At 48.1% G+C, this 19,963-nt stretch carries 19 protein-coding genes; 18 read left to right on the plus strand and 1 reads right to left on the minus strand.

Going from position 1 to position 19,963, the window contains the following annotated elements; all coding sequences use genetic code 11:
- Positions 1-80 precede the first annotated feature (80 nt).
- The 16 genes from rnz (at position 81) to ABD014_RS03985 (ending at position 15,983) form a co-directional block, all read left to right on the plus strand.
- Positions 81-1,019, plus strand: coding sequence for a ribonuclease Z (gene rnz, locus ABD014_RS03910; RefSeq protein WP_343857713.1), 939 nt, complete (start codon positions 81-83; stop codon positions 1,017-1,019).
- Between the two features lie 254 nt (positions 1,020-1,273).
- Positions 1,274-2,083 carry a TIGR01457 family HAD-type hydrolase gene (locus ABD014_RS03915; protein ID WP_343857716.1) on the plus strand — a complete coding sequence of 270 codons (810 nt, stop codon included), beginning with the start codon at positions 1,274-1,276 and terminating at the stop codon, positions 2,081-2,083.
- Between the two features lie 41 nt (positions 2,084-2,124).
- Entirely contained in the window at positions 2,125-2,943 is an 819-nt protein-coding gene (locus tag ABD014_RS03920; RefSeq protein ID WP_343857718.1) for an Fpg/Nei family DNA glycosylase, read from the plus strand.
- On the plus strand, positions 2,933-3,787 hold the full coding sequence (locus tag ABD014_RS03925) for a deoxyribonuclease IV (RefSeq protein WP_343857720.1): 855 nt from the start codon (positions 2,933-2,935) through the stop codon (positions 3,785-3,787). The genes ABD014_RS03920 and ABD014_RS03925 overlap by 11 nt, the downstream gene beginning before the upstream one ends.
- A 31-nt stretch (positions 3,788-3,818) precedes the next feature.
- Entirely contained in the window at positions 3,819-4,172 is a 354-nt protein-coding gene (locus tag ABD014_RS03930; RefSeq protein ID WP_343857722.1) for a cyclic-phosphate processing receiver domain-containing protein, read from the plus strand.
- 15 nt (positions 4,173-4,187) lie between these two features.
- Entirely contained in the window at positions 4,188-5,261 is a 1,074-nt protein-coding gene (locus ABD014_RS03935) for an SAM-dependent methyltransferase (protein ID WP_343857724.1), read from the plus strand.
- 181 nt (positions 5,262-5,442) lie between these two features.
- Entirely contained in the window at positions 5,443-6,960 is a 1,518-nt protein-coding gene (locus ABD014_RS03940; RefSeq protein ID WP_343857726.1) for a serine/threonine protein kinase, read from the plus strand.
- Between the two features lie 20 nt (positions 6,961-6,980).
- Positions 6,981-7,874, plus strand: coding sequence for an SAF domain-containing protein (locus ABD014_RS03945; protein ID WP_343857728.1), 894 nt, complete (start codon positions 6,981-6,983; stop codon positions 7,872-7,874).
- Between the two features lie 56 nt (positions 7,875-7,930).
- Positions 7,931-8,647 carry a hypothetical protein gene (locus ABD014_RS03950; protein ID WP_343857730.1) on the plus strand — a complete coding sequence of 239 codons (717 nt, stop codon included), beginning with the start codon at positions 7,931-7,933 and terminating at the stop codon, positions 8,645-8,647.
- On the plus strand, positions 8,644-9,468 hold the full coding sequence (locus ABD014_RS03955) for a hypothetical protein (RefSeq protein ID WP_343857732.1): 825 nt from the start codon (positions 8,644-8,646) through the stop codon (positions 9,466-9,468). The genes ABD014_RS03950 and ABD014_RS03955 overlap by 4 nt, the downstream gene beginning before the upstream one ends.
- A gap of 2 nt (positions 9,469-9,470) precedes the next feature.
- Entirely contained in the window at positions 9,471-11,312 is a 1,842-nt protein-coding gene (locus ABD014_RS03960; RefSeq protein WP_343857735.1) for an ATPase, T2SS/T4P/T4SS family, read from the plus strand.
- Positions 11,302-13,401: a hypothetical protein gene (locus ABD014_RS03965; protein ID WP_343857738.1), complete on the plus strand. Its 2,100-nt coding sequence runs from the start codon at positions 11,302-11,304 to the stop codon at positions 13,399-13,401. The genes ABD014_RS03960 and ABD014_RS03965 overlap by 11 nt, the downstream gene beginning before the upstream one ends.
- A 186-nt stretch (positions 13,402-13,587) precedes the next feature.
- Positions 13,588-14,052, plus strand: a complete 465-nt coding sequence (locus ABD014_RS03970; protein ID WP_343857741.1) for an ABC transporter permease — start codon at positions 13,588-13,590, stop codon at positions 14,050-14,052.
- On the plus strand, positions 14,052-14,468 hold the full coding sequence (locus ABD014_RS03975; RefSeq protein ID WP_343857743.1) for a hypothetical protein: 417 nt from the start codon (positions 14,052-14,054) through the stop codon (positions 14,466-14,468). The genes ABD014_RS03970 and ABD014_RS03975 overlap by 1 nt, the downstream gene beginning before the upstream one ends.
- Positions 14,465-15,016, plus strand: coding sequence for a hypothetical protein (locus tag ABD014_RS03980; protein WP_343857745.1), 552 nt, complete (start codon positions 14,465-14,467; stop codon positions 15,014-15,016). The genes ABD014_RS03975 and ABD014_RS03980 overlap by 4 nt, the downstream gene beginning before the upstream one ends.
- Positions 15,003-15,983, plus strand: a complete 981-nt coding sequence (locus ABD014_RS03985) for a hypothetical protein (protein ID WP_343857747.1) — start codon at positions 15,003-15,005, stop codon at positions 15,981-15,983. Before ABD014_RS03980 ends, ABD014_RS03985 begins: the two co-directional genes overlap by 14 nt.
- A 54-nt stretch (positions 15,984-16,037) precedes the next feature.
- On the opposite strand, the gene ABD014_RS03990 is transcribed toward ABD014_RS03985, so the two are convergent.
- Positions 16,038-16,787, minus strand: coding sequence for an SDR family NAD(P)-dependent oxidoreductase (locus tag ABD014_RS03990; protein WP_343857749.1), 750 nt, complete (start codon positions 16,785-16,787; stop codon positions 16,038-16,040).
- A gap of 358 nt (positions 16,788-17,145) precedes the next feature.
- Here ABD014_RS03990 and ABD014_RS03995 point away from each other — a divergent pair, with 358 nt between their 5' ends.
- Together ABD014_RS03995 and ABD014_RS04000 are read left to right on the plus strand one after the other, a co-directional pair.
- A complete protein-coding gene (locus ABD014_RS03995) occupies positions 17,146-18,027 on the plus strand; it encodes a LysR family transcriptional regulator (RefSeq protein ID WP_343857751.1) in 882 nt (293 codons plus the stop codon).
- 191 nt (positions 18,028-18,218) lie between these two features.
- The gene (locus ABD014_RS04000) at positions 18,219-19,766 is read left to right on the plus strand and encodes an ABC-F family ATP-binding cassette domain-containing protein (RefSeq protein ID WP_343857753.1); all 1,548 of its coding nucleotides are present in this window, start codon (positions 18,219-18,221) and stop codon (positions 19,764-19,766) included.
- Positions 19,767-19,963 lie beyond the last annotated feature (197 nt).

Below are 19,963 nucleotides of genomic sequence, written 5' to 3' on the forward strand. Positions count from 1 at the left end.
ATAAAATAGCGAGAACCCTCCGGTCTACGGAGGGTTCTCGGGCAATTTGAAGGGCTATAAGCCTTAAGGAGGTTAGAGTCATGGAATTATATTTCATGGGCACAAATGCTGGGGTTCCGTCATTGGAGCGAAATGTAACATCGCTAGCACTCCGCCTGTTTGATGAACGGCGCAGCTTCTGGTTATTTGATTGCGGAGAGGGTACCCAGCATCAAATACTTCGCTCGCCCCTCAAGCTTAGTAAGCTGGAGAAGATTTTCATTACGCATCTTCACGGTGATCATCTGTTTGGACTGCCAGGGCTTATCTCGAGTAGGGCCTATCAGGGAGGAAATACACCGTTGACCCTCTATGGCCCACCGGGGTTAAAGCAATATATAACGACCTCACTGAATATTAGTGAATCAAGAATTGATTATCGACTTGATATCGTCGAACATGAAGGTGGGGAATTGTTCGAGGATGAGACCTTTTGCGTCGAATCCGAACTGCTGGACCACCGGATCGCGAGCTATGGCTATCGAGTCATCGAGAAGGACCTCCCGGGTAAGCTTGATTCTGTTATACTTGCCAGTCACGGCATTAAGCCAGGTCCGCTATATGGCAAGCTGAAACGGGGGGAGAGCGTGGAGGCTCCAGATGGTGTAACAATAACGCCGGATGAAGTGCTGGGTCGTCCGAAGCAAGGCAGAATCGTCACGATCCTTGGGGATACGCGTCCATGTCAGGCTGCGATCAGTCTGTCAAAGGGAGCCGATGTTATGGTTCATGAATCCACTTTTCTCGATGAATTGGCACAGACGGCCTATGATTATCATCATAGCACCGCGAAGCAGGCTGCCGAAGCGGCAAAGGCTGCAGGTGCGAAGCAGCTCTATCTAACGCATTTCAGTTCAAGATATAAATCCGAGGAACAGCTTCACCGATTGCTTGTTGAAGCGAAGCAAACCTTCGCGAATGCTGAGCTGGCAAGTGAGCATGTGATTTACCCGGTAGTACGTGCTGATGGGGAAGAATAGGGCGGGAAATATCGCTCTGATGAATTATTTTCCGGGAAAGCGCAGGATCTGACAGGCGATTGCAAGGTTTGCTAAATCTAAGAAATGGGTTAGATCGACTTCGATTTTGTTCGACGCGGCCAGACGAGATAACACGATAGTTTGACAGGATCACAGCCCATTTACTGTTTATTTTGACAGCGAATTGTTCGGGAATTTGCTTGTCCTTTTGTTTTCCATGTACAATGATATTTGATACAGAGGAGGATAAAACGATGAGCAAATTAACAGCCGACTGGAAGGCTTATCTTATAGATTTAGATGGAACTTTATATCACGGAAGCCGTATGATACTTGGAGCGGACCGATTGATATCAGATCTCCAGGCTGCTGGCATTCCTTATCTGTTCGTTACGAACAATTCTTCACGGACACCAGCAGAAGTTGCTGCTCATTTACAGAAGATGGGGATCCCTGCTGATGAAGAACATGTATGCACTTCGGCCGTAGCTGCGGCGCAGTACATCGCTGAGCAATATCCGGGCAGCAAAGTGGCTCCGATTGGAGAGAACGGACTGCTAGAGGCTTTACGTGAAGCGGGAATAGAGTGTGATGTGCAGCATCCTGATGTGGTGGTTCAGGGGATTGACCGTTCTTTTACATATGAGAAATTAACGAAGGCGGCTCGGATGATTGCGAGCGGTGCGCGCTATGTTTTGACTAACCCCGATCTGCAGCTGCCTTCCCAGGAAGGACTAATGCCTGGGGCAGGTACTATCGCTGCGGCGATTAAAGCGGCATCGGGCGTTGAACCGGTAGTGATCGGTAAGCCGTCGGGGATCTTGATGAAATTTGCAATCGACAGGCTGGGCCTTCGCAATGAAGAGGTCGCAGTAATTGGAGATAATATGTTGACAGATATGTCGGCAGGGGTCAATGCGGGATGTGGCACGATTCTGACCCTAACTGGCGTGACTACCGAGCACAATCTGGAGAAGTATGTTACCAGCACAGGAATTCAGCCTGATGTGATCTGTAGGGATCTGGATGAGGTGCACAAGCTGGTATGCGGAGAGATGAATTAAATAATGGGACCTCTAACATGAGAATGAAGGGAAGATGAGCCATGCCGGAACTACCGGAAATGGAAAATTATAAAGTACAACTATCACAGCATATCTTAGATTTACCGATCACTTCCGTGACGGTTAACCGTGAGAAATCAATTAACGTAGAGGCGGAAGCTTTCAGTTCCGAGCTGCTGAGCAGACAAGTCGTGTTTGTAGAGCGACGTGGGAAACATCTCTTGTTCCATTTAGATAATGGACGTCGTCTGTTGCTGCATCTGATGCTGGGCGGACTATTGTATCTGGGCTCATCCGAGGATCGTCCGGAGCGGACTACTCAGATTGAGATTACCTTCGGTTCTGACCTTGTGCTATATTTCATGGGATTAAGACTTGGATATCTACATATCCTCAGTGCCAAGGAAGCGGAAGAAGTGCTGGCGCATCTGGGACCGGAGCCGCTCGGACGGAGAATGAACGAAGAGAGATTTATCAGCCTTCTACAGAATCGGCGCAGCAGTCTGAAGTCAGCTTTGGTTAATCAGGATATTATCGCAGGGATCGGTAACTGTTATGCGGATGAAATCGCTTTTGCCGCTGGACTGCGGCCATCAGCCAAGCTGCAGAACTTCGATGCAGCAGACTTCTCGCGTCTGTACCATGCGATGTGTGAAGTACTGGTTAAGGCGACTGAAGCCGGAGGTTATATGGAGATGCCTGTTATTAAAGGGGATACCTTGACGGGCGGTTCCAATGATATTTGTGAGGTATACGATCGGGGCGGGGAGACTTGTTCCCGCTGTGGAGATCAGATCGTAAAGACAGAAATGGGCGGGCGTAAAGTATTCTACAGCCCGGGTTGTCAGCATGATCGATGAGATTAAAGTCGGCGGACATTTCAGCATTCGTTACGGATATTCCGGTGCCGCGAAGACGGCGCTGCAGATGGGAGCAGGGGCTTTTCAGTATTTTCCCAAAAATCCAAGAGGTCTGTCGGTAAAGTCTTTTGATGCACGAGATGCTGAGACTTGCCGCCAGCTTTGTCTCACAAATCATATCGTGTCAGTGGCACATACGCCCTATCCGAGCAATTTGGCCGCTGATCCAGGTAACGGGGATGGACTATTCCAAAGGGTGGTAGAATCGCTGCGGAACGATCTAGAAATCGCCGAAGCATGCGGTTCTGTCGGAATAGTAGTTCATTTTGGCACAAATAAGGCTGGAAACCCCTTACAAAGTTATCAAAATATTATACAATGTATAAATAAAGTGCTTGCAAATTGGCAAGGCCAGGCCAAGCTGCTTATCGAGAACCAGGCGGGGGATCATGGAGACATGGGAATGACGCTTGAAGAGATGGTTCAGATTCGCAAGCTATGCGATTCTCCGCAGCAGATTGGGTTCTGCCTTGATACCTGTCACGCCTTTGCTGCGGGAATGTGGATGGGGGAGGAAGATGATGAATTTGCGGCTAAGGCACAGCGGCTTGGGTACTGGGAAGCTCTCTCGGTCGTTCATCTGAATGATTCCAGGTACCCGCTTCATTCTCGCAAGGACCGCCATGCCAGGGTCGGGCAAGGCTATATAGGAGAATCAGGTTTCAGACGGTTACTGCAGATGGATGCCATCAGGCATGTACCGTTTATTTTAGAGACCGCTGCTGGAGCGGATGGAACGTATAGAGAGGATATGGAGCTGATAAAGCGATGGGCCGAGAGCTAGTGCTGGAATAACAGCGGAAAGGAAGAATAACGTGATTCATGTATATATGGACGACTTTCGACGATGTCCAAAAGGGTTTACATTAGCACGCTCGGTGGAAGAATGCATTGAGCTGCTGCGATTGACTGAAGTTGATATTTTATCGCTGGATCATGATATGGGCCCAGATGAGAAAACCGGTACCGAGGTGGCCGTTGCTATCGCTAGAGAGGGTTTGTATCCCCGTGAAATCTATTTACACACTTCAAGTATGTGCGGCAAGAAGAGCATGTACGAAATTTTGTATCAAAATAAACCGGAGCACGTCGTGCTGCATAACTGCCCGATTCCGTTCGAGCGTCTGGATGCTATTGCGCATCAGGAAGAACAGCGTGCTGGAAAGTAAGAGAGGTTACACAACTTGAATATTCACATACAAGATAATGCAGATGGGGGGCAGATCATTACATCGGCACGATATGTGTGCACATCGAATCATGGATTTGCTCCCTACGCTCAAGAGGAACTGCGTAGATTATTTGGCTCGGTTAAGAGTACCGTACTTGTGCCTGGAGAGGTTCTACTGGTGACTCTACCACAAGATTCACAAGAAATTGAGAGACAGCTTGCTGAGGTGCAGCCGCTATTTTTGCGTCATATGTTTCAGGTAGGCTGGCAGTGGACGATTAACGAAGAGAATTCAGGCCAAGCCTGGGTGAATGAACTTGTTCAATACCTTTTGGATGATGCGCGATTAAAAGGAGCAAAGGTCGCTATTCAGCCACGGAAATCCGAGAGTGCATTATGGCAGGAGAGTGCCGTGTCGCTCAAAGACATGCTTCAGACGCGGCTGGATGAACTCGGAGCTGAGTTTGTGGTGAGAGATGCCGATTGGATCATATCTGTATTCATTGGTAAAGATCAAGTTCTGGCGGGAATCTCTACCCCGCAGCAGAATTTATCAGACTGGAATGGCGGAGCGATTCGATTCCAGCGTGAGGATGGGCAGATTTCGCGGGCGAAGTTCAAGCTGCTGGAAGCAGAATCGGTTTTTGATATTAACTTTTCGGCTTTTCATGAGGCGCTTGATATCGGGGCTGCCCCGGGAGGTTGGTCTTCGTTCCTGTTGGAGCGAGGTCTTAAGGTAACGGCGGTTGATCCGGCGAAAATGCATCCATCGATATTGGCTTCACCGCAGCTGACTCATATCCGTAAAAATGCAGACAGCGTTAAATTCCGCGATGGAGAGTTCGATTTGCTCGTATGCGACATGAGTTGGAATCCGAAGCAGACGGCCAAAATGGTCATCGATTTGCTGTATGCACTCGTTCCGGGTGGAACGGCAGTAGTTACAGTCAAGCTGATGAGCAAGAAGCCAATGGCGCTTATTCAGGAAGTCATATCACTATTTGAGGCGGCGCAAATGCAGGTTCAGCGTGCAAAACAGCTGTTCCACAACCGTGATGAAATCACGTTATATATGATTAAATATTAATGCAATGAATTAATTCTTTTTAAAGTTCCTCTAAAAAAAGAGCTTTACTTCTTGTGAGTTTATGATATACTGATTCCAAAATTATACATTAATAACAAAAGGGAAAGCATCCCGTTTAGTCTCGGTTATTCCGAGATGAACGTGATTGCTTTCCCTTTTTGTGTGCAAAGGAGGTTATCGCTTGCCGCATATCGCGATGCTTGCTGAAGGAGATGTTATAGCGGGACGATACCGGATCGAGCGCTTGATCGGACAGGGCGGCATGAGCCATGTGTATCTAGCTGCGGATTTGAAGCTTCCAGGGAAGCTGTGGGCGATCAAGGAGATGACGGCTCGTCTGCCGAGAGAGCTGCAATTGGAAGAAGAAGCAGCGCTACTGATTGCGATGAATCACCATCGCCTGCCGCGGATCGTCGATTTCTGGTCCAGTGATTCGGAAGGCCGTTCTTATCTTGTCATGGACTACATCGAAGGGGTTCATCTTGACCAGCATGTGCGAAGGCTAGGCCGAAGCTTCAAGCCGGAAATGCTGATCGGGATTGGAGTGCAGATTTGCGAAGGGTTGCATTATCTGCACAGTCGCAAACCGCCGATTATTCATCGCGATCTGAAGCCCTCGAATCTGTTGATCGACGGTAAGGGCGAGATCCGTTTTGTTGATTTCGGCATTGCCCGCAAATTTAGGCCCGATGGACTTGAGGATACGATCAAACTGGGGACGATTGGATTTGCAGCCCCAGAGCAATATGGTGGTCGTCAGAGTGATGGAAGGGCGGATTTGTATTCTTTGGGTGCGGTATTGCTATATTTGGGAACTCATTGCAAGTATACAGAATGCACGTCAGAGGCCATGGCTCTGCTTGCTAAGAATGGGTTTTCTCGGCTTGCTCCTACTATTGAGAAATTGCTGCATAGCCTCCCAGAGGAGCGTTTCCAGACGGCACAGGAAGCAGGTGCTACGTTATCCAAGCTGCTCGAGCGTCCACAAGCTGATGGTGCTAGAGTCAGAGGCGGAGTGCGGGCTGAGGAAGCAGGGGGAGTTGCCCCTGGCCGTTCTATCGTTATCGCCGTGATGGGGGCAGGTCCGGGAGTCGGGGCGACGCATACAGCGGTTTCACTAGCACATTCGTTGGCCAGATATTCCCGAAGAGTCGCTGTACTGGAGCTTGATCCCCGGGCAACGGCGTTCGAACGGATTCTCCACAGACTGGGGGCGGAGGGGAGGCATTCCAGACAGCTACCCAATCGACGTGCCCGTATTGAAGGAGTTGATTATATAAGAACCAACTCACGCGTTGAGATGCTTGATCTATTCGCGGAGGATTATACCTTCCTCATCTGTGATCTTGGTTCCAGCAGGCGCAAGGATTTGCTTGAGGAATTTGTTAGGGCGGATCTGGCGATTTTGGTAGGCTCAGCTGTTGCGTGGAGGGTCGATGAATTGGAACTGTTCTCCACTAATGCTCCGGGACAGATCAAGCGATCGCCGATATACTGTCTTCCGCTTGCGGCGGGAACAGACGTTAACAGGCTGCAGAAATCATTGGATACGAAGCAGGTCTTTACACTGCCAGCTGACAGTAATCCGTTCGTTCCTGGACAGGCCATGGAGATGGCACTGCTACAGGCATGCGGTGAAGTACTGCCTCAAGGCATACGCCCGGTCAAACGTGGATTCTGGCTGTCGAGTAAAAAGTAATCAAGGGGAAGTGAGAATAGATGATTAGAAAACGAACAAGGCAATTTATTTATGCTGGCATTGTCGGTGCGGGAATGGTCGGAGTTGCCTTCGTAGGGTATGCCCTCCATTCCTCTAGCCAAATGGAGCAGATGCGGACGTCTATTACGAAGCAGTATGAGGGCGAGATATCTGCCTTGAAGCAGGCTTCCAGTGATGTTGTCACCGGCTGGACTTTATCACGGGAAATCCCCGCTGGAGAACGCATTACAAGACAGGATCTGGCTTCGATTGACCTGCCCGTGAACAGCGTTCCGGGTGATTGGTTAAAGACCTCTGAAGATATCATCGGCAAGGCCGCCAAAATTACGGTCGCACCCAATACGCTGCTTACCGGCTCCTTGTTATTTGAGGAGGGGGCAGTCTCTGACGATCTTCGTTATCGTGAGATGGGTTTCATCCAGCTGCCAAGTGAACTGAAGCAGAAGGATGTCGTCGACATTCGGATTCAGTTCCCAACCGGACAGGATTATATCCTGCTGTCCAAGAAGCGGGTTGAATCACTCGCTCCAGGCATAGTGACGTCGACCCTCAATGAAGAGGAGATTCTGTTATTGTCCAGCGGGATCGTCGACGCTTATTTACATAAGGCCTCTATTTATGCACTTAAGTATGTGGAGCCGTATCTGCAGCGGGAAGCGATACCAACGTATCCGCCGAGCGAGGCTGTGCTTCAGGTGATCCGCAAGGATCCGAACATCATAGATATGGCGGAGCACGCGCTAACTGCATCAATAAGAGCGGGTCTGGAAGGAGATTTGGCATCGGTGACGTCGCAGCGTGCGGCTGAATTTATGAGTCAGAAATCTTCTTCTACATTCGTCCGCACCTCGCAAGAGGAGAACGATTCATTTGTACTCGATGCTGGGAAGTAATAGAACCAGTAATCGGGCGAATTGATGGGATGTCCAGGTCTATAGGAGGGGATCGAATGAAACGTTGGTTATTTGCCGGTGTGAGTGATAAGCGGGAGCTTATTCTCTACCTATGCAAGCTGCTCACTGCGGCCGGACAACGTGTGTTGCTTGTAGATCGAACGGTCGAGAGCAAATATCAATATCTTGCCCGTAATAGAGAGGGCGCTTTACCGCTAATTGAGTTCTGTGGCTTCGATATCACAAATGGAGAGCTAGAAGCTTCGGAAAAAGGAACAGGATTGCTGGAATCCATCCATATTAGGGACGAGAGCTATGATTATGTATTGTATGATTATGAACTGGATCAGCCAGAGACAGTAGGACTCTGCTCGCAATTGGATCAGATCATATGGGTGACCACCTTTGATCATTATGAGGTGGAACGAAGTGCGGACTGGTTCAGACAATGGCTTCGTTCGGATCCTGAACTTACGGGAGTCCGTGTTCATCCTGTTCTAATAAGGACGGTGGAGAGTTATTTGACCGCAAATTACATGATGAGTTTGGCAGAGGATTTACCAATAGAGTGGGATACGTATGTTGCGTGCATTCCCTGGAATGAGTTTAATGCGGCAATCCATTATGAGAACGGGCATGAGCATATGCTGCATATTCATAGAATCACCCGCTCTTTTAGAAGAGCCCTGATATCTCTAACCGTACAGTTAACCGGATGGACAAGAAGGGATGCAAAAAGGGCAATGCGCAGCGCAAGAAGGAGGGTCATATGAGTCGAATTGTTGTTTGGGATTACGGTTATAACGGTGCTCCAGATATTGCAGCCGCCATAGCCATTGTTACTTCGCTCTATCAGAGGCGGCGCATACTGTTGATTAATGAAGACGATGCAGGGCAGGGAGTCGAGCAGGGTTTTCCTGTATATGACGAAATAGCTGTTAGAGATGGTTCAAAGATTACAGAGACCGGAACGGAAGCCCTGCTGCGGCTTCTTATAAATCGGCGCCTATCACGGTATAACTTTGCGGACTATACAAGACCGCTGATTAATAGTCGTCTTGACCTCATCCCTGGTGCAAGGGGAGGGTTGGGCAATCAGGTAGACGTTGCGCTGCAGCAGTTATATGCGGTTGCAGAGGATGTGTATGAGCTTGTATTCCTTCATCGGAGAGGCTTGACGATGCCTGTTGCCGAAACAGAGGAGGCGCTGCTGCTACCTGTACTGCAACAAAATCGAACCGAACTGGACCCATTTTTTGCATATTACTGTTCCTGCTCTGAGGTAGCAAAGAACAAGGTAAAAGGCATCATCCTCCGCCATTACGATCGCCAGGCCAAATGGAATATTGCGAATATCAGACGGTATTATGGCTGTGAGATTCCTCTGTATGGCATCGCTTATGATACAGGTTTCGCTGATGCTTGGAATGAACATGACCTGCTCCGGTATTTTCGTCGAATACAACTGCCTGGCCGCATGGGAGCAAAGCGTGGGACGTTGCTGGAAGTTCTTCAACAGATGGGTGGCGCAATGTCCGCTATGTCAGACAGATATATACCTTCGTCATCCCTATCTGATGACAAGGGGGCCTAGCAATGGATCGACTTACGAACGGGATTGGAATTGCCTTGATTATCCTTCTGGCGCTCCTTCTTGTCTGGCTTAGGGCCAGAGCGGTGTCTGAACATAAATTTACGAGCAAGGTGACCCATGAACGCTATAGCTTGCCCGATCTTATCGCCTATGTGAAGTTTCAGCTGCATGAATTAAGCCGCAACAAGATCAATCAGTGGGGGATGGGAGAGGAGACTTGGGCCCGCAAAGTGAAAGCGAGAACAGAATTGCGCCAGGCGCTGCGGGGATGTACTTATGGGGACCGAAGCGACAAGCGATTCGTTCAATCCTATATCCGCGATTTGCTGTTTGAAGGATACGGGGTCACGGAGGAGAGCATCGAACATATTATCCCTTTTCATCAGCCTGTCAGGCTGACTCACCAGGATCGGTTCGAGATCATTTTCTATCTTTATCGCCAAAGATATGGTGACGATGCGCTGTCGGTTCTGATTGAGGAATACGAACTCGACGCACCGAAGCAGACGAACGAAGAAGAGGAGGGATATATGTACGAAATTAGCGGCGAGGATATTGATTACTGCTTCGGTAGGGAATACAGACAGCTAAGTTTCGAAGAGAAGCTGGATATCGTCGTTCAGCGCGTTTATCAGTCGTATAAGGGTTTCTCTGTAGTCGACAGTATTCTGGAGCAGCGAATCGATGGAGTAAGCGGCGGAGTAAGTGGAATATCTGAATCTGGTCAGCTGGGTAATGAACAGACCGATGTTAACGGAGCCGGGTTTGGAACTGTTCCTAGTACCCCATTGGACGAAGATGGGCGAGAAGTCTCCCGGGTATGGGAGAGCGTGTGGATATTTTATAAAGGCAAGAGCATTAGGCTTCCTTTCTTATCCTTCGGCAGCGAGTTCGAGCTCAGGAGGATCTGCCAAAATATATATAAATACAATTTGCCAGGTCAATTGTCAGAGGCCAGTGGATTTAAGGTGAACGATATGAAGGATGGTTCCCGGGTTGTCGTTGTCCGGCCTCCGTTTACAGAGACGTGGGCCTTCTTCGTCCGTAAATTCGATACCCAAGGAGCGGCGCTCGAACAATTAATACAAGGGCATGGCGCAGAAATTCCTATTCAGCTTCTGAAATATTTAATGAAGGGTAGTCGAATCACTTCAATTACGGGGTCACAAGGCTCAGGCAAAACGACGCTATTAATGGCGCTGGTTAAACACATCTATGCATCTTACACACTGCGTGTTCAGGAGATGTCCTTCGAGTTGAATCTGCGGAAGCTGTATAGTGCTAGAAATATACTCAGCTTCCGGGAGACGGAATATGTAAGTGGACAGGCTGGCCTTGACTTGCAGAAGAAGACAGATGGGACGGTGCATATTCTCGGTGAGGTGGCTACGGATGAGGTCGCTTCCTGGATGATTCAAATGGCACAGGTAGCTAGTCTCTTTACCGTATTCACGCATCATGCCAAGACTTTCCCTGATCTGGTCGATTCATTACGGAACTCATTATTGAAGACGGGAGTTTTCCGGGATGAACGGGTTGCTGAACTACAGGTCGCCGGGGTGATTGACTTTGACATCCATTTGCGCAGAGATATTCATGGCAATCGCTATATCGAACGGATTACAGAGTGCAGCCGCCAGAGCGATGGTGAAGCCGATATATTTACCGGGGAGCGAACCTATCAGGCAAGGACGATTGTCGAATATATCGATGGTGAATACCGGATCGTTCAACCGATAACAGATCGTTGCCGTAATGAAATGCGGCGTGAGATGCTTCCGGAAGATGCCCTCCGTTTCGAGCAATTTCTGTCTCAGTATTGGGGGGAGCAGATTGGAGCTTAAATCGGTCTTGTTGTGGATCGCATTTATATCATTTCTATTATTTGGCGGAGTATACTTGATCGCTTTAGAGATTCGAAGGCGTGAAGAGAAGAAGGCAGGAGAGCTCGGAATAGCAGTGGATACAGCGGCCGCAACGCCAGGATTCTTGTCCAGATTGAAGTCAGTCGTGGCGAATCTGCTGTTACGATCCTATGCCATATCGATGAAAGTGCCGCCTTTGCGGTTATATGCGCTTAAGGTTCGCGGCCGTATTTCGCTGCTGCAGACTTCGGATGAATTCGAATTAAGGCGACAGACGATGAAGCTCGTATATATGCTACTGGGTATATCCGGGATGGCGATTGTCTTGTTGACTTTGATGCATCCGAACGTGCTGTTCTTTCTCACTGTCATCATTACCGTTGCCGTTATTCATGGGCTCATGCTCGAAGGTTATGTCGGAAGGCTGGAGAAGAAGTTGCTGCTGCAAATGCTGCAGTGGTTCGCTGCAGTTAGACATGCCTATCATGCTCATGAAATGGTTGCGGATGCGATCGATGAGGCGAATGAGAGCTCGAGTGAGGAAATCGTCAGGCATGGGGAGAGGATCTATGAAGCTCTGACTTCAGCTGAACCGGATAAAGAGCTTGACCGCTATTATGAGACGGCGCCGAATCGCTTCCTGAAGGGATTTGCTTCGATCTCCCGGCTGATCATGGAATACGGGGACCGCAAGGATGAACAGCAGGGGTCGCTATATTTGCGAGGGATCTCCAGCCTGACCGGGGAGATTCAACTTGAACTGATGCGTAGGAATAAGCTTGATTATTTACTAAAAGGGCTCAGCCTAATTGCATTAGCTCCTATTTTCTTCACGAAGCCGATCGAGCTTTGGGCACGGCGGAATTTTCCGCTGATGGATCAGTTTTATTTGAGCAAGCTCGGAATCTCTATTCATATCGGTCTATTCATTATTATACTGATCAGCTATATCCTTCTGCAGAAATTAAAAAGTGAGGAGGCTACAGCCTATCGCGCAGGCTCGGATATTTCCTCTTGGGAGGCGAAGGCCTATCGGTGGAAGGTAGTAAGAGTGATCGTAGGCTGGTTCTGTCCACCGCCTGGCTCGGTTCGTTATGACCACATCGCCGAATTGCTTAAGGATACGAATCAGACCCTGCGTGTTGAATTGCTGCAGGTAAGACGAATCGCTATTTTTGTTGGATGTCTGTTCGTCGTAGTGTGCTCGATTAGCTGGACGCATTGGAAGAGTAAGGAATGGATTATCGCTGAGCCGCCGACAAGCTATGTATTTCTTGGCTCCCTCTCGAAAGAAGAAGCGAAGGATGCCAAAGAGATGGTTGAGGTGGACCGGCAGGTCCTGCGGAGTCCAGGGATGTCCGTAGCGGCGGATGATGAAGCTATAGCCCAAATCGTTACTTCGGCAGCGAAGGAGGTCGGTTTGAAGCTGGACGAAGGCAAGACGACTGCGATTACGCAGCGCATCATGGACAAGCTGGATCGATATCAAGCTGAATATTGGAAATGGTGGGAGGTCATGCTTACCCTCGTATTATCCATGCTCGGATATTACAGTCCGATCTGGACGCTTCGATTCCAGCGCAGATTAAGGCTGACAGATATGAGACATGAGGTGTACCAGTTCCAGACGATGATTATGATTTTAAGGGAGTTCGAACGTATCTCGGTGGAAGCGATATTGGAATGGCTGTACAGCTATGCCGTTATTTTTAGAGCTCCGATTGAGAAATGCTTGGCTCATTACAGTGCTGGAGCCCAAGAGGCTCTTATGGGATTGAAGGATGAGACTGCGTTGGAGGAGTTCCAGCGTTTGATCGAGCACTTGATTCAGGCGGAAGAGAAAATACCAATTAAAAAAGCGTTTGATGATCTAAAGAGCGAGATGGGCTTTCAGTTTGAGCGAAGACGGCTAGATTATGAGAAGGATTTGGATATGAAGGCCGAAATGGGCCGGATGATCGGTTTTGCGCCGATGTATTCTCTGATTTTTGCTTATTTAGTCATTCCGCTAATTTGGATGAGTTTCAAGCAGATGGATGTCTATTTTCAACAAATTCAAAATTTATAAAGGTAGTTCAAAAAGTCCGCTTTTGATAAGAAAACTAATCGAAGCCATACATGAGGAGCGACCGCGACTCAGTAGCTTCATCCAACTGAAGCGTTTTGAAAAAACGCACATCGGAAGCATAAGCTTCGGTGCTGAAAATCGAACTTTTTGAACCTATATCCATTACTTATTAGGAGGAATTAAAGTATGAATAACGCTTCATCCGCATTAAAAGTAGCGGCAGGAATCTTCCTGACGATCGCATTGATTACGATTGTTGTTGTCTTGTTCGTCTCGGCGCAGAACAATTTCTCCGACATTCAGACAGAGCTGTCGCAGGCTTCTTTTACAGTATACGATGATACGACGGTTAGCGGTTCGCAGGTAACGAATGCGCTTCGTAAATTTAAGGAACGCGACCAATTCGGGATTCAGGTGCTTACCGGTAAGAACCGCCAAGGGGAATGGTACGGCAATACTCTAAATATTACCGGTAACGCCGATGATTATGGTTCTGTTATTAATAGGAGCAGCGCGGACATTAGCAACTCATGGAATGAGAAATTAAATGAATATGTAAACCCGAGCGGGAAATTCAAGGCCCGGGTTGTCAAGGATAATTCCAATGTCGTGCGCGGCTTGATCTTCACGCAGACGACAGTGACCCCTTAATGTTCCGTACGCTCAAGGATTTGATGTGGCTGCTCTGTTCCACTGTAATGTGCATGGGTGCACTTATATATACTTTGGATCACAGCGAGCGGCAAGCTCTGGTATTGGAAGGTGTGGTTCCCTTTATACAGAATCAGAAGGTCAGCGTAAATACACAGATCTGGACGAATCAAACGAAACGAAAGCAAGACATGTACACCGGAGCACAGGTTTTATACGGTCTGGTAGATTGGCTGGATCATGGAGTGGGCCTCCAGGTCGAAGACATCCCTATTTCAGAGACGGACGACATCTCTTCTTTATTGCTGACTGTCATTAAGCTAGACCGCAGTTATTCCTATGATGCCGAATATGATGGATTTGGGCAACTGCGCAAACTTTCCTTTCACAGTGTTACAGGAGGCGTTGCTCCATGAGTAATCCGCTGTCCAAAATAGTTGCGGCGCTGCTGGTAGTCGGCCTCATCGTACTGTTTCCGGCGGTTCAGTCCGCTGAGCGAGCGGAGAATATTGCAGTATTGACCACGTACAATACGATGGTTCAGTTTACGGATGCCGTGCGAAATAAAGGTTACTTGTCTGCTGGCATGTACGAAGATTTCGTGCGTGAGCTGGCTGTCTCTGGCCAGGTCTATGAGGTGGAGCTGGAGCACAGACATAAGAAGTATCATCCTGAATATGATGATCCAGCTGATAGTAGCACGTTTCAGGGACAATTCAGTGTAATCTATGATTCATACTATACGGAGGAACTGCTTGGTCAATTGTTTCCTGATACGGTGCCGATTGGCGATACTGATAGGTTGTACAAGCTGGAAACAGGCGATTTCTTCTCGGTTGCTCTGACGAAGCGTTCGGTATCTCCATATCAAGTGCTAGCTGGATTCCTGCAGGCCTCTTCGACGGCTGGGAGAGGGCCACAAACGCTGTATTATGGAGGGATGGTTCTGAATGAAGATTACTGATTGGGCCATCATCTTTGTATTAATCGTCGGTCCAGTTCTCTGGGCTCTATCTCTGTATTCCACGGATTTGCAAGAGGTCAATCGTCTGCAGATCCGCTATACTACATCGCTGCGCACGGCGGTACAGGATGCGGGAAGCGTGTTGAACCGCAATGAACTTCAGCAATTTGAGACGGGATACGACTCTAACAAATATATGCGGGCAGATAAAGAACTGGCCCTGTCCGTCTTTCTACAGTCGCTCGCGATCAACTTTGGTATAGCAGATGATTCGCTAGCTCAAGCAGCATTTATGAAATATATACCCGCAATCGTAGTCATCGATTATGATGGCTATTGGATTTATGCGCTTAATGAATTCAGCAGTGCAAATGGAGAGCCCAGACTGGAACATCGCTGGCACCCAAAGAAGCCATACGTATACACGGATGGATCTGGGAACAGCGTCGGTTTTACACTGGATTCTTATCTTCGGGTTATTTCTTCAACCACTGGTGAAGAGGTGCGGGGATTGCTAGAAGATCTTGCTCCTGTAACTGCCGTACCGCTCCTGCAGGATGCGGAAGTATTCGATCAAGTAAGACGTTCCACCATCGTGCACCAGATCGAAGAGGATTTGCAGCAAGTGATCGCTGTACATAATGAATTTACCGCCCGATTAGGCTTTGCTTACACCTTCACGTTACCGACGATCCCTCAGGAGGAGTGGAATAATACGTTGGATGATGTCGGAATTATTGCCTTTCTTCAGGGGATTCCCGTAGGGAATCATTACTATAATAACTTTGCTCTCGGTGGCGGTAGGCTGCGAAAAGCGGAAAGGATTGAAGGCGGAGTTGATCCGGCAACGGGTATCAGGTACTATTATTTCGCAAATTGCGAGCTTCCCTACAACACCGAGGAAGTTTTCGCGCGTAAACGGGAAGCAGCAAGACGGGGTTATTATGAAGCGAATTGCAGGCCATAATAGAACAGGCGCTACTCTGATAAGAGTGTGCGCCTGTTTGTGTACTATGCTATGTTATTTAAAGGAAGCATATCCTTCATCGGCCATAACGACGCTGCCGTTAATAGCGCTTGCATTCGGTGTGGAGAGAAGGTATACCGTATCAGCGATTTGTTCAGGCATAGTCAGCTTATTGCCCATGACTTTGGACTTCATCGCATCAACTAAGCCTTGATCCTTATACCCTTGAATGATTGGTGTATCTACGGCACCTGGAGCTACAGCAACAACGCGGATGCCATGAGGAGCAAGTTCAAGAGCCGCTGATTTTGTCATCATAATGACAGCGCCCTTGCTGGCATGGTAGGCGAAGGTTCCTGGAGAAGCTAGAAATCCGAATACAGAGGCGGTATTGATAATGACGCCGTGGATTCCCATTTCTCTCATCTTCTTGCCAGCGGCGATAATCCCATGGGCTACCCCATGCTGGTTTACGTTAATAACGGCATGGTAGTCTTCCAGCTTCTGATCCAGAACGGGGGTCAGACGGCCGATTCCGGCGTTATTGAACATCACGTCAATCCGGCCATAGGTTATAACGGCTTGGTCGACTAGAGCTTCGACATCTTCATATTTCGATACATCGGTTTTAACGAAAATTGCTTCTCCGCCATTTGCTTTGATCTGATCGACGACGGCTTGTCCGGCTTGTTCATTAAAGTCAGCAACGACAACGCGATCTCCTTCAGCGGCGAACTTCAATGCGGTTGATTTGCCGATTCCACTTGCACTACCTGTAATAACTGCAACTCTCTTAGTATCCATATGATAACTCCACCTTTCTTGAAGTTGTAATTTATCTTCGAGGCCATTGTAACAAATGTCATTGTTTAATAAAATTTATATATATTTATCTGCAATTAAATAATACTTAACAATTATAATTGTTCAAAAAGTTCGGTTTTCAGCACCGAAGCTTATGCTTCCGATGTGCGTTTTTGAGTTACTTCTTTGATTTAATACGTGTTAGATATAGAATTTATTCGTTATCAGCGTAGCTGATGAAATTCTATATCGCAAGAAAAGCTACCTTTGAATCGCGGTCGCTCATCCATGTATTGGCCTCGATTGATTTTATTATCAAAAGCGGACTTTTTGACTACTTGTGAAAGGCGGGTTGTAAATGAATCTGGAGCAGCTGGAATATATCGTGGATGTGGCTAAGACGAAATCGCTGACCAAGACGGCACAGCATGCGCATGTTACTTTGTCTGCTGTTAGTCAATCGATTTCTATGCTTGAGTCTGAACTGGATGTTGTACTGTTCCATCGTTCTCGTGGAATCGGAGCGGTTCCAACGGCTGAGGGACAGGCACTGATAGAGATTGCGGGCGAAATCATGAATCTTGTGAAGCGTCTGAAAGAGGAAGCGGGCAATTATAGCGAGCGATTAAGCGGGGAATTGTTCATCGGGACCATTCCTGGACCCATGCACTTGCTGATGGAGTTGATCGCGGATTTCAAGATCGATTATCCGGATGTGAAGATACAGATCATTGAGAAGGGGCCGAAGGATATTCTCGATGAGCTGCACAACAATCAGATCGATATCGGATTCATCGCGCTGAATGAGAAGCAGATCAATCAGACCAAGACGCTGCGTTTCGAACGAACCTTTACGGGCAAGATGGTTGTCGGAGTTAGATCCGATTCTCCATTGGCTCTGCGCAAGTCCATTCATCCGCGAGAATTGCTGAAATATACGCTCGTATTGTACGACGACGAATATATCAGATCTTACATCACGGAGTTCGTGGCCAAGTTTGGGGAGCTTGATGTTTTGTTCATTTCTAACAATGTTCCGGCGATTCAGAAGGCCGTATTAGGCGGTCTGGCGCTTACAGTTGGTCTGGATTACTCGTTCAAGCATCAAGAGCTGCCTGATAATATTGTGCCGATTGAGCTGGAGAATCATTATCCGGTATATTATGGCTGGGTAAGCTCGACTCAGAATCAGACCAATCCGATTATTAAGCGATTCATCCAACGGCTCAAGCATGCTTGATGTAGAACGATTTCCGGTTGGGCTATTTCGATAACATTGCATGAATTGCTAGTTACGAACGACGGCTTGTTATGCTACAATAAATTCTTGAATGTTCGGTAGTCGGACAGACACCATGAAGAATGATATTTTACGGGCAACATTGGATTAAATAATAATGAATTATATGATAAAGGGGTTATTCAGTTTCTATGAGCTTATTGACAGTCGAGAATGTATCTCATAATTTTGGGGATCGCACATTATTTAAGGATGTATCCTTTCGCCTGCTGGCTGGAGAGCATGTAGGTCTGGTAGGAGCGAACGGGGTTGGAAAATCTACATTAATGAACATCTTGACCGGGCAGCAACTCCGGGATTCCGGCAAGGTGGAATGGACGCCGAAGGTTCGCTACGGCTACCTGGATCAGCATTCCAAATTGACGCCAGGGAAGACGGTGCGTGATGTGCTGAAGGATGCGTTCCTGCCGCTGCTTGAGTTGGAGAAGGAAATGATGGAGATCACGGAGAAGATGGGCGAGGCCACTCCGGAGGAGTTGGAAGAGCTTCTCATACAGATGGGCGATATTCAGGAGCAGCTCGAAATCGGTGATTTCTATTTGATCGATGTGAAGGTCGAAGAGATGGCTAACGGGCTGGGTCTATCGGCGATCGGGCTGGATCGCGACGTAGCTGCGCTTAGCGGGGGACAGCGTACCAAGGTGCTGCTTGCCAAGCTGTTGCTGGAGAAACCAAATGTATTGCTGCTTGACGAGCCTACGAACTATTTGGACGTAGAGCATATCCAGTGGCTTACTAATTATTTGCAGAACTATCCATATGCCTTTATTCTGATCTCGCATGATACCGAGTTCATGAACCAGGTGGTCAATGTCATCTATCATCTGGAGTTCGCCAAGCTGACTCGTTATACCGCCAACTATAACAAGTTTCTGGATATGGCGGACATCAGCAAAAATCAACATATCGATGCGTATGAGAAGCAGCAGGAATTTATTAAGAAACAGGAAGATTTCATCCAGCGCAACAAAGCTAGATATTCGACGTCTGGACGAGCCAAGAGCCGTGAGAAGCAGCTTGATCGTTTGGAACGGATCGACAAGCCGGAGGAGGCGGCTAAGCCTACCTTTGGTTTTAAAGAATCCAGGGCCAGTGGGAAGACGGTATTTGAAGGCATAGACTTTGAAATCGGATATACGCATCCGCTGCTGCCGAAAATGTCGATGACGATTGAACGCGGTGAGAAGATCGCTATCGTCGGCTGTAACGGGGTTGGTAAATCAACCCTGCTGAAGACGATTCTAGGCGTGATTCCGCCAGTTAGCGGTAAGACTTATCAAGGGGATTTCCTGTTCCCGGCTTATTTTGAACAAGAAGTCCGTCCTGGCAATTCAACGCCAATTGATGATGTGTGGAACGAGTTCCCACATTTGAATCAGCATGAGGTGCGTGCTCATCTGGCTCGCTGCGGCCTGAAGAATGATCACATTACGAGACAACTCCGGGCGCTGAGTGGTGGCGAGCAAGCCAAGGTACGGCTCTGCAAGCTGATGATGCGCGAGACGAACTGGATTCTGTTCGACGAACCGACGAACCACCTGGATGTCGTAGCTAAGGAAGAATTGAAGCGCGCGCTTAAGGAATTCAAGGGTACCGTTCTGCTCGTCTCCCACGAACCTGATTTCTACGAAGATTGGGTTACGAAAGTATGGGACGTCGAAGCATGGTCCAACAAATAAGTCCACTTTTGATCACGAAGTCAAGCAAGAAGTGGATTCGGCATCGAATCTTGAATTCACCCGGGCCTTCCGGTGCTCACGTAGAAACTACGTACGCTCCGCTCCTCGGTCCCTAGCTTCATCCAACCTTCTTGGTGCTGAAAACTGGACTTTTTAACAATAGCAAAAACAAAATTTCTCTAACGAAACGTGGTATC

The sequence above is a fragment of the Paenibacillus motobuensis genome (genome assembly GCF_039521865.1).
Classification (GTDB): domain Bacteria; phylum Bacillota; class Bacilli; order Paenibacillales; family Paenibacillaceae; genus Fontibacillus; species Fontibacillus motobuensis.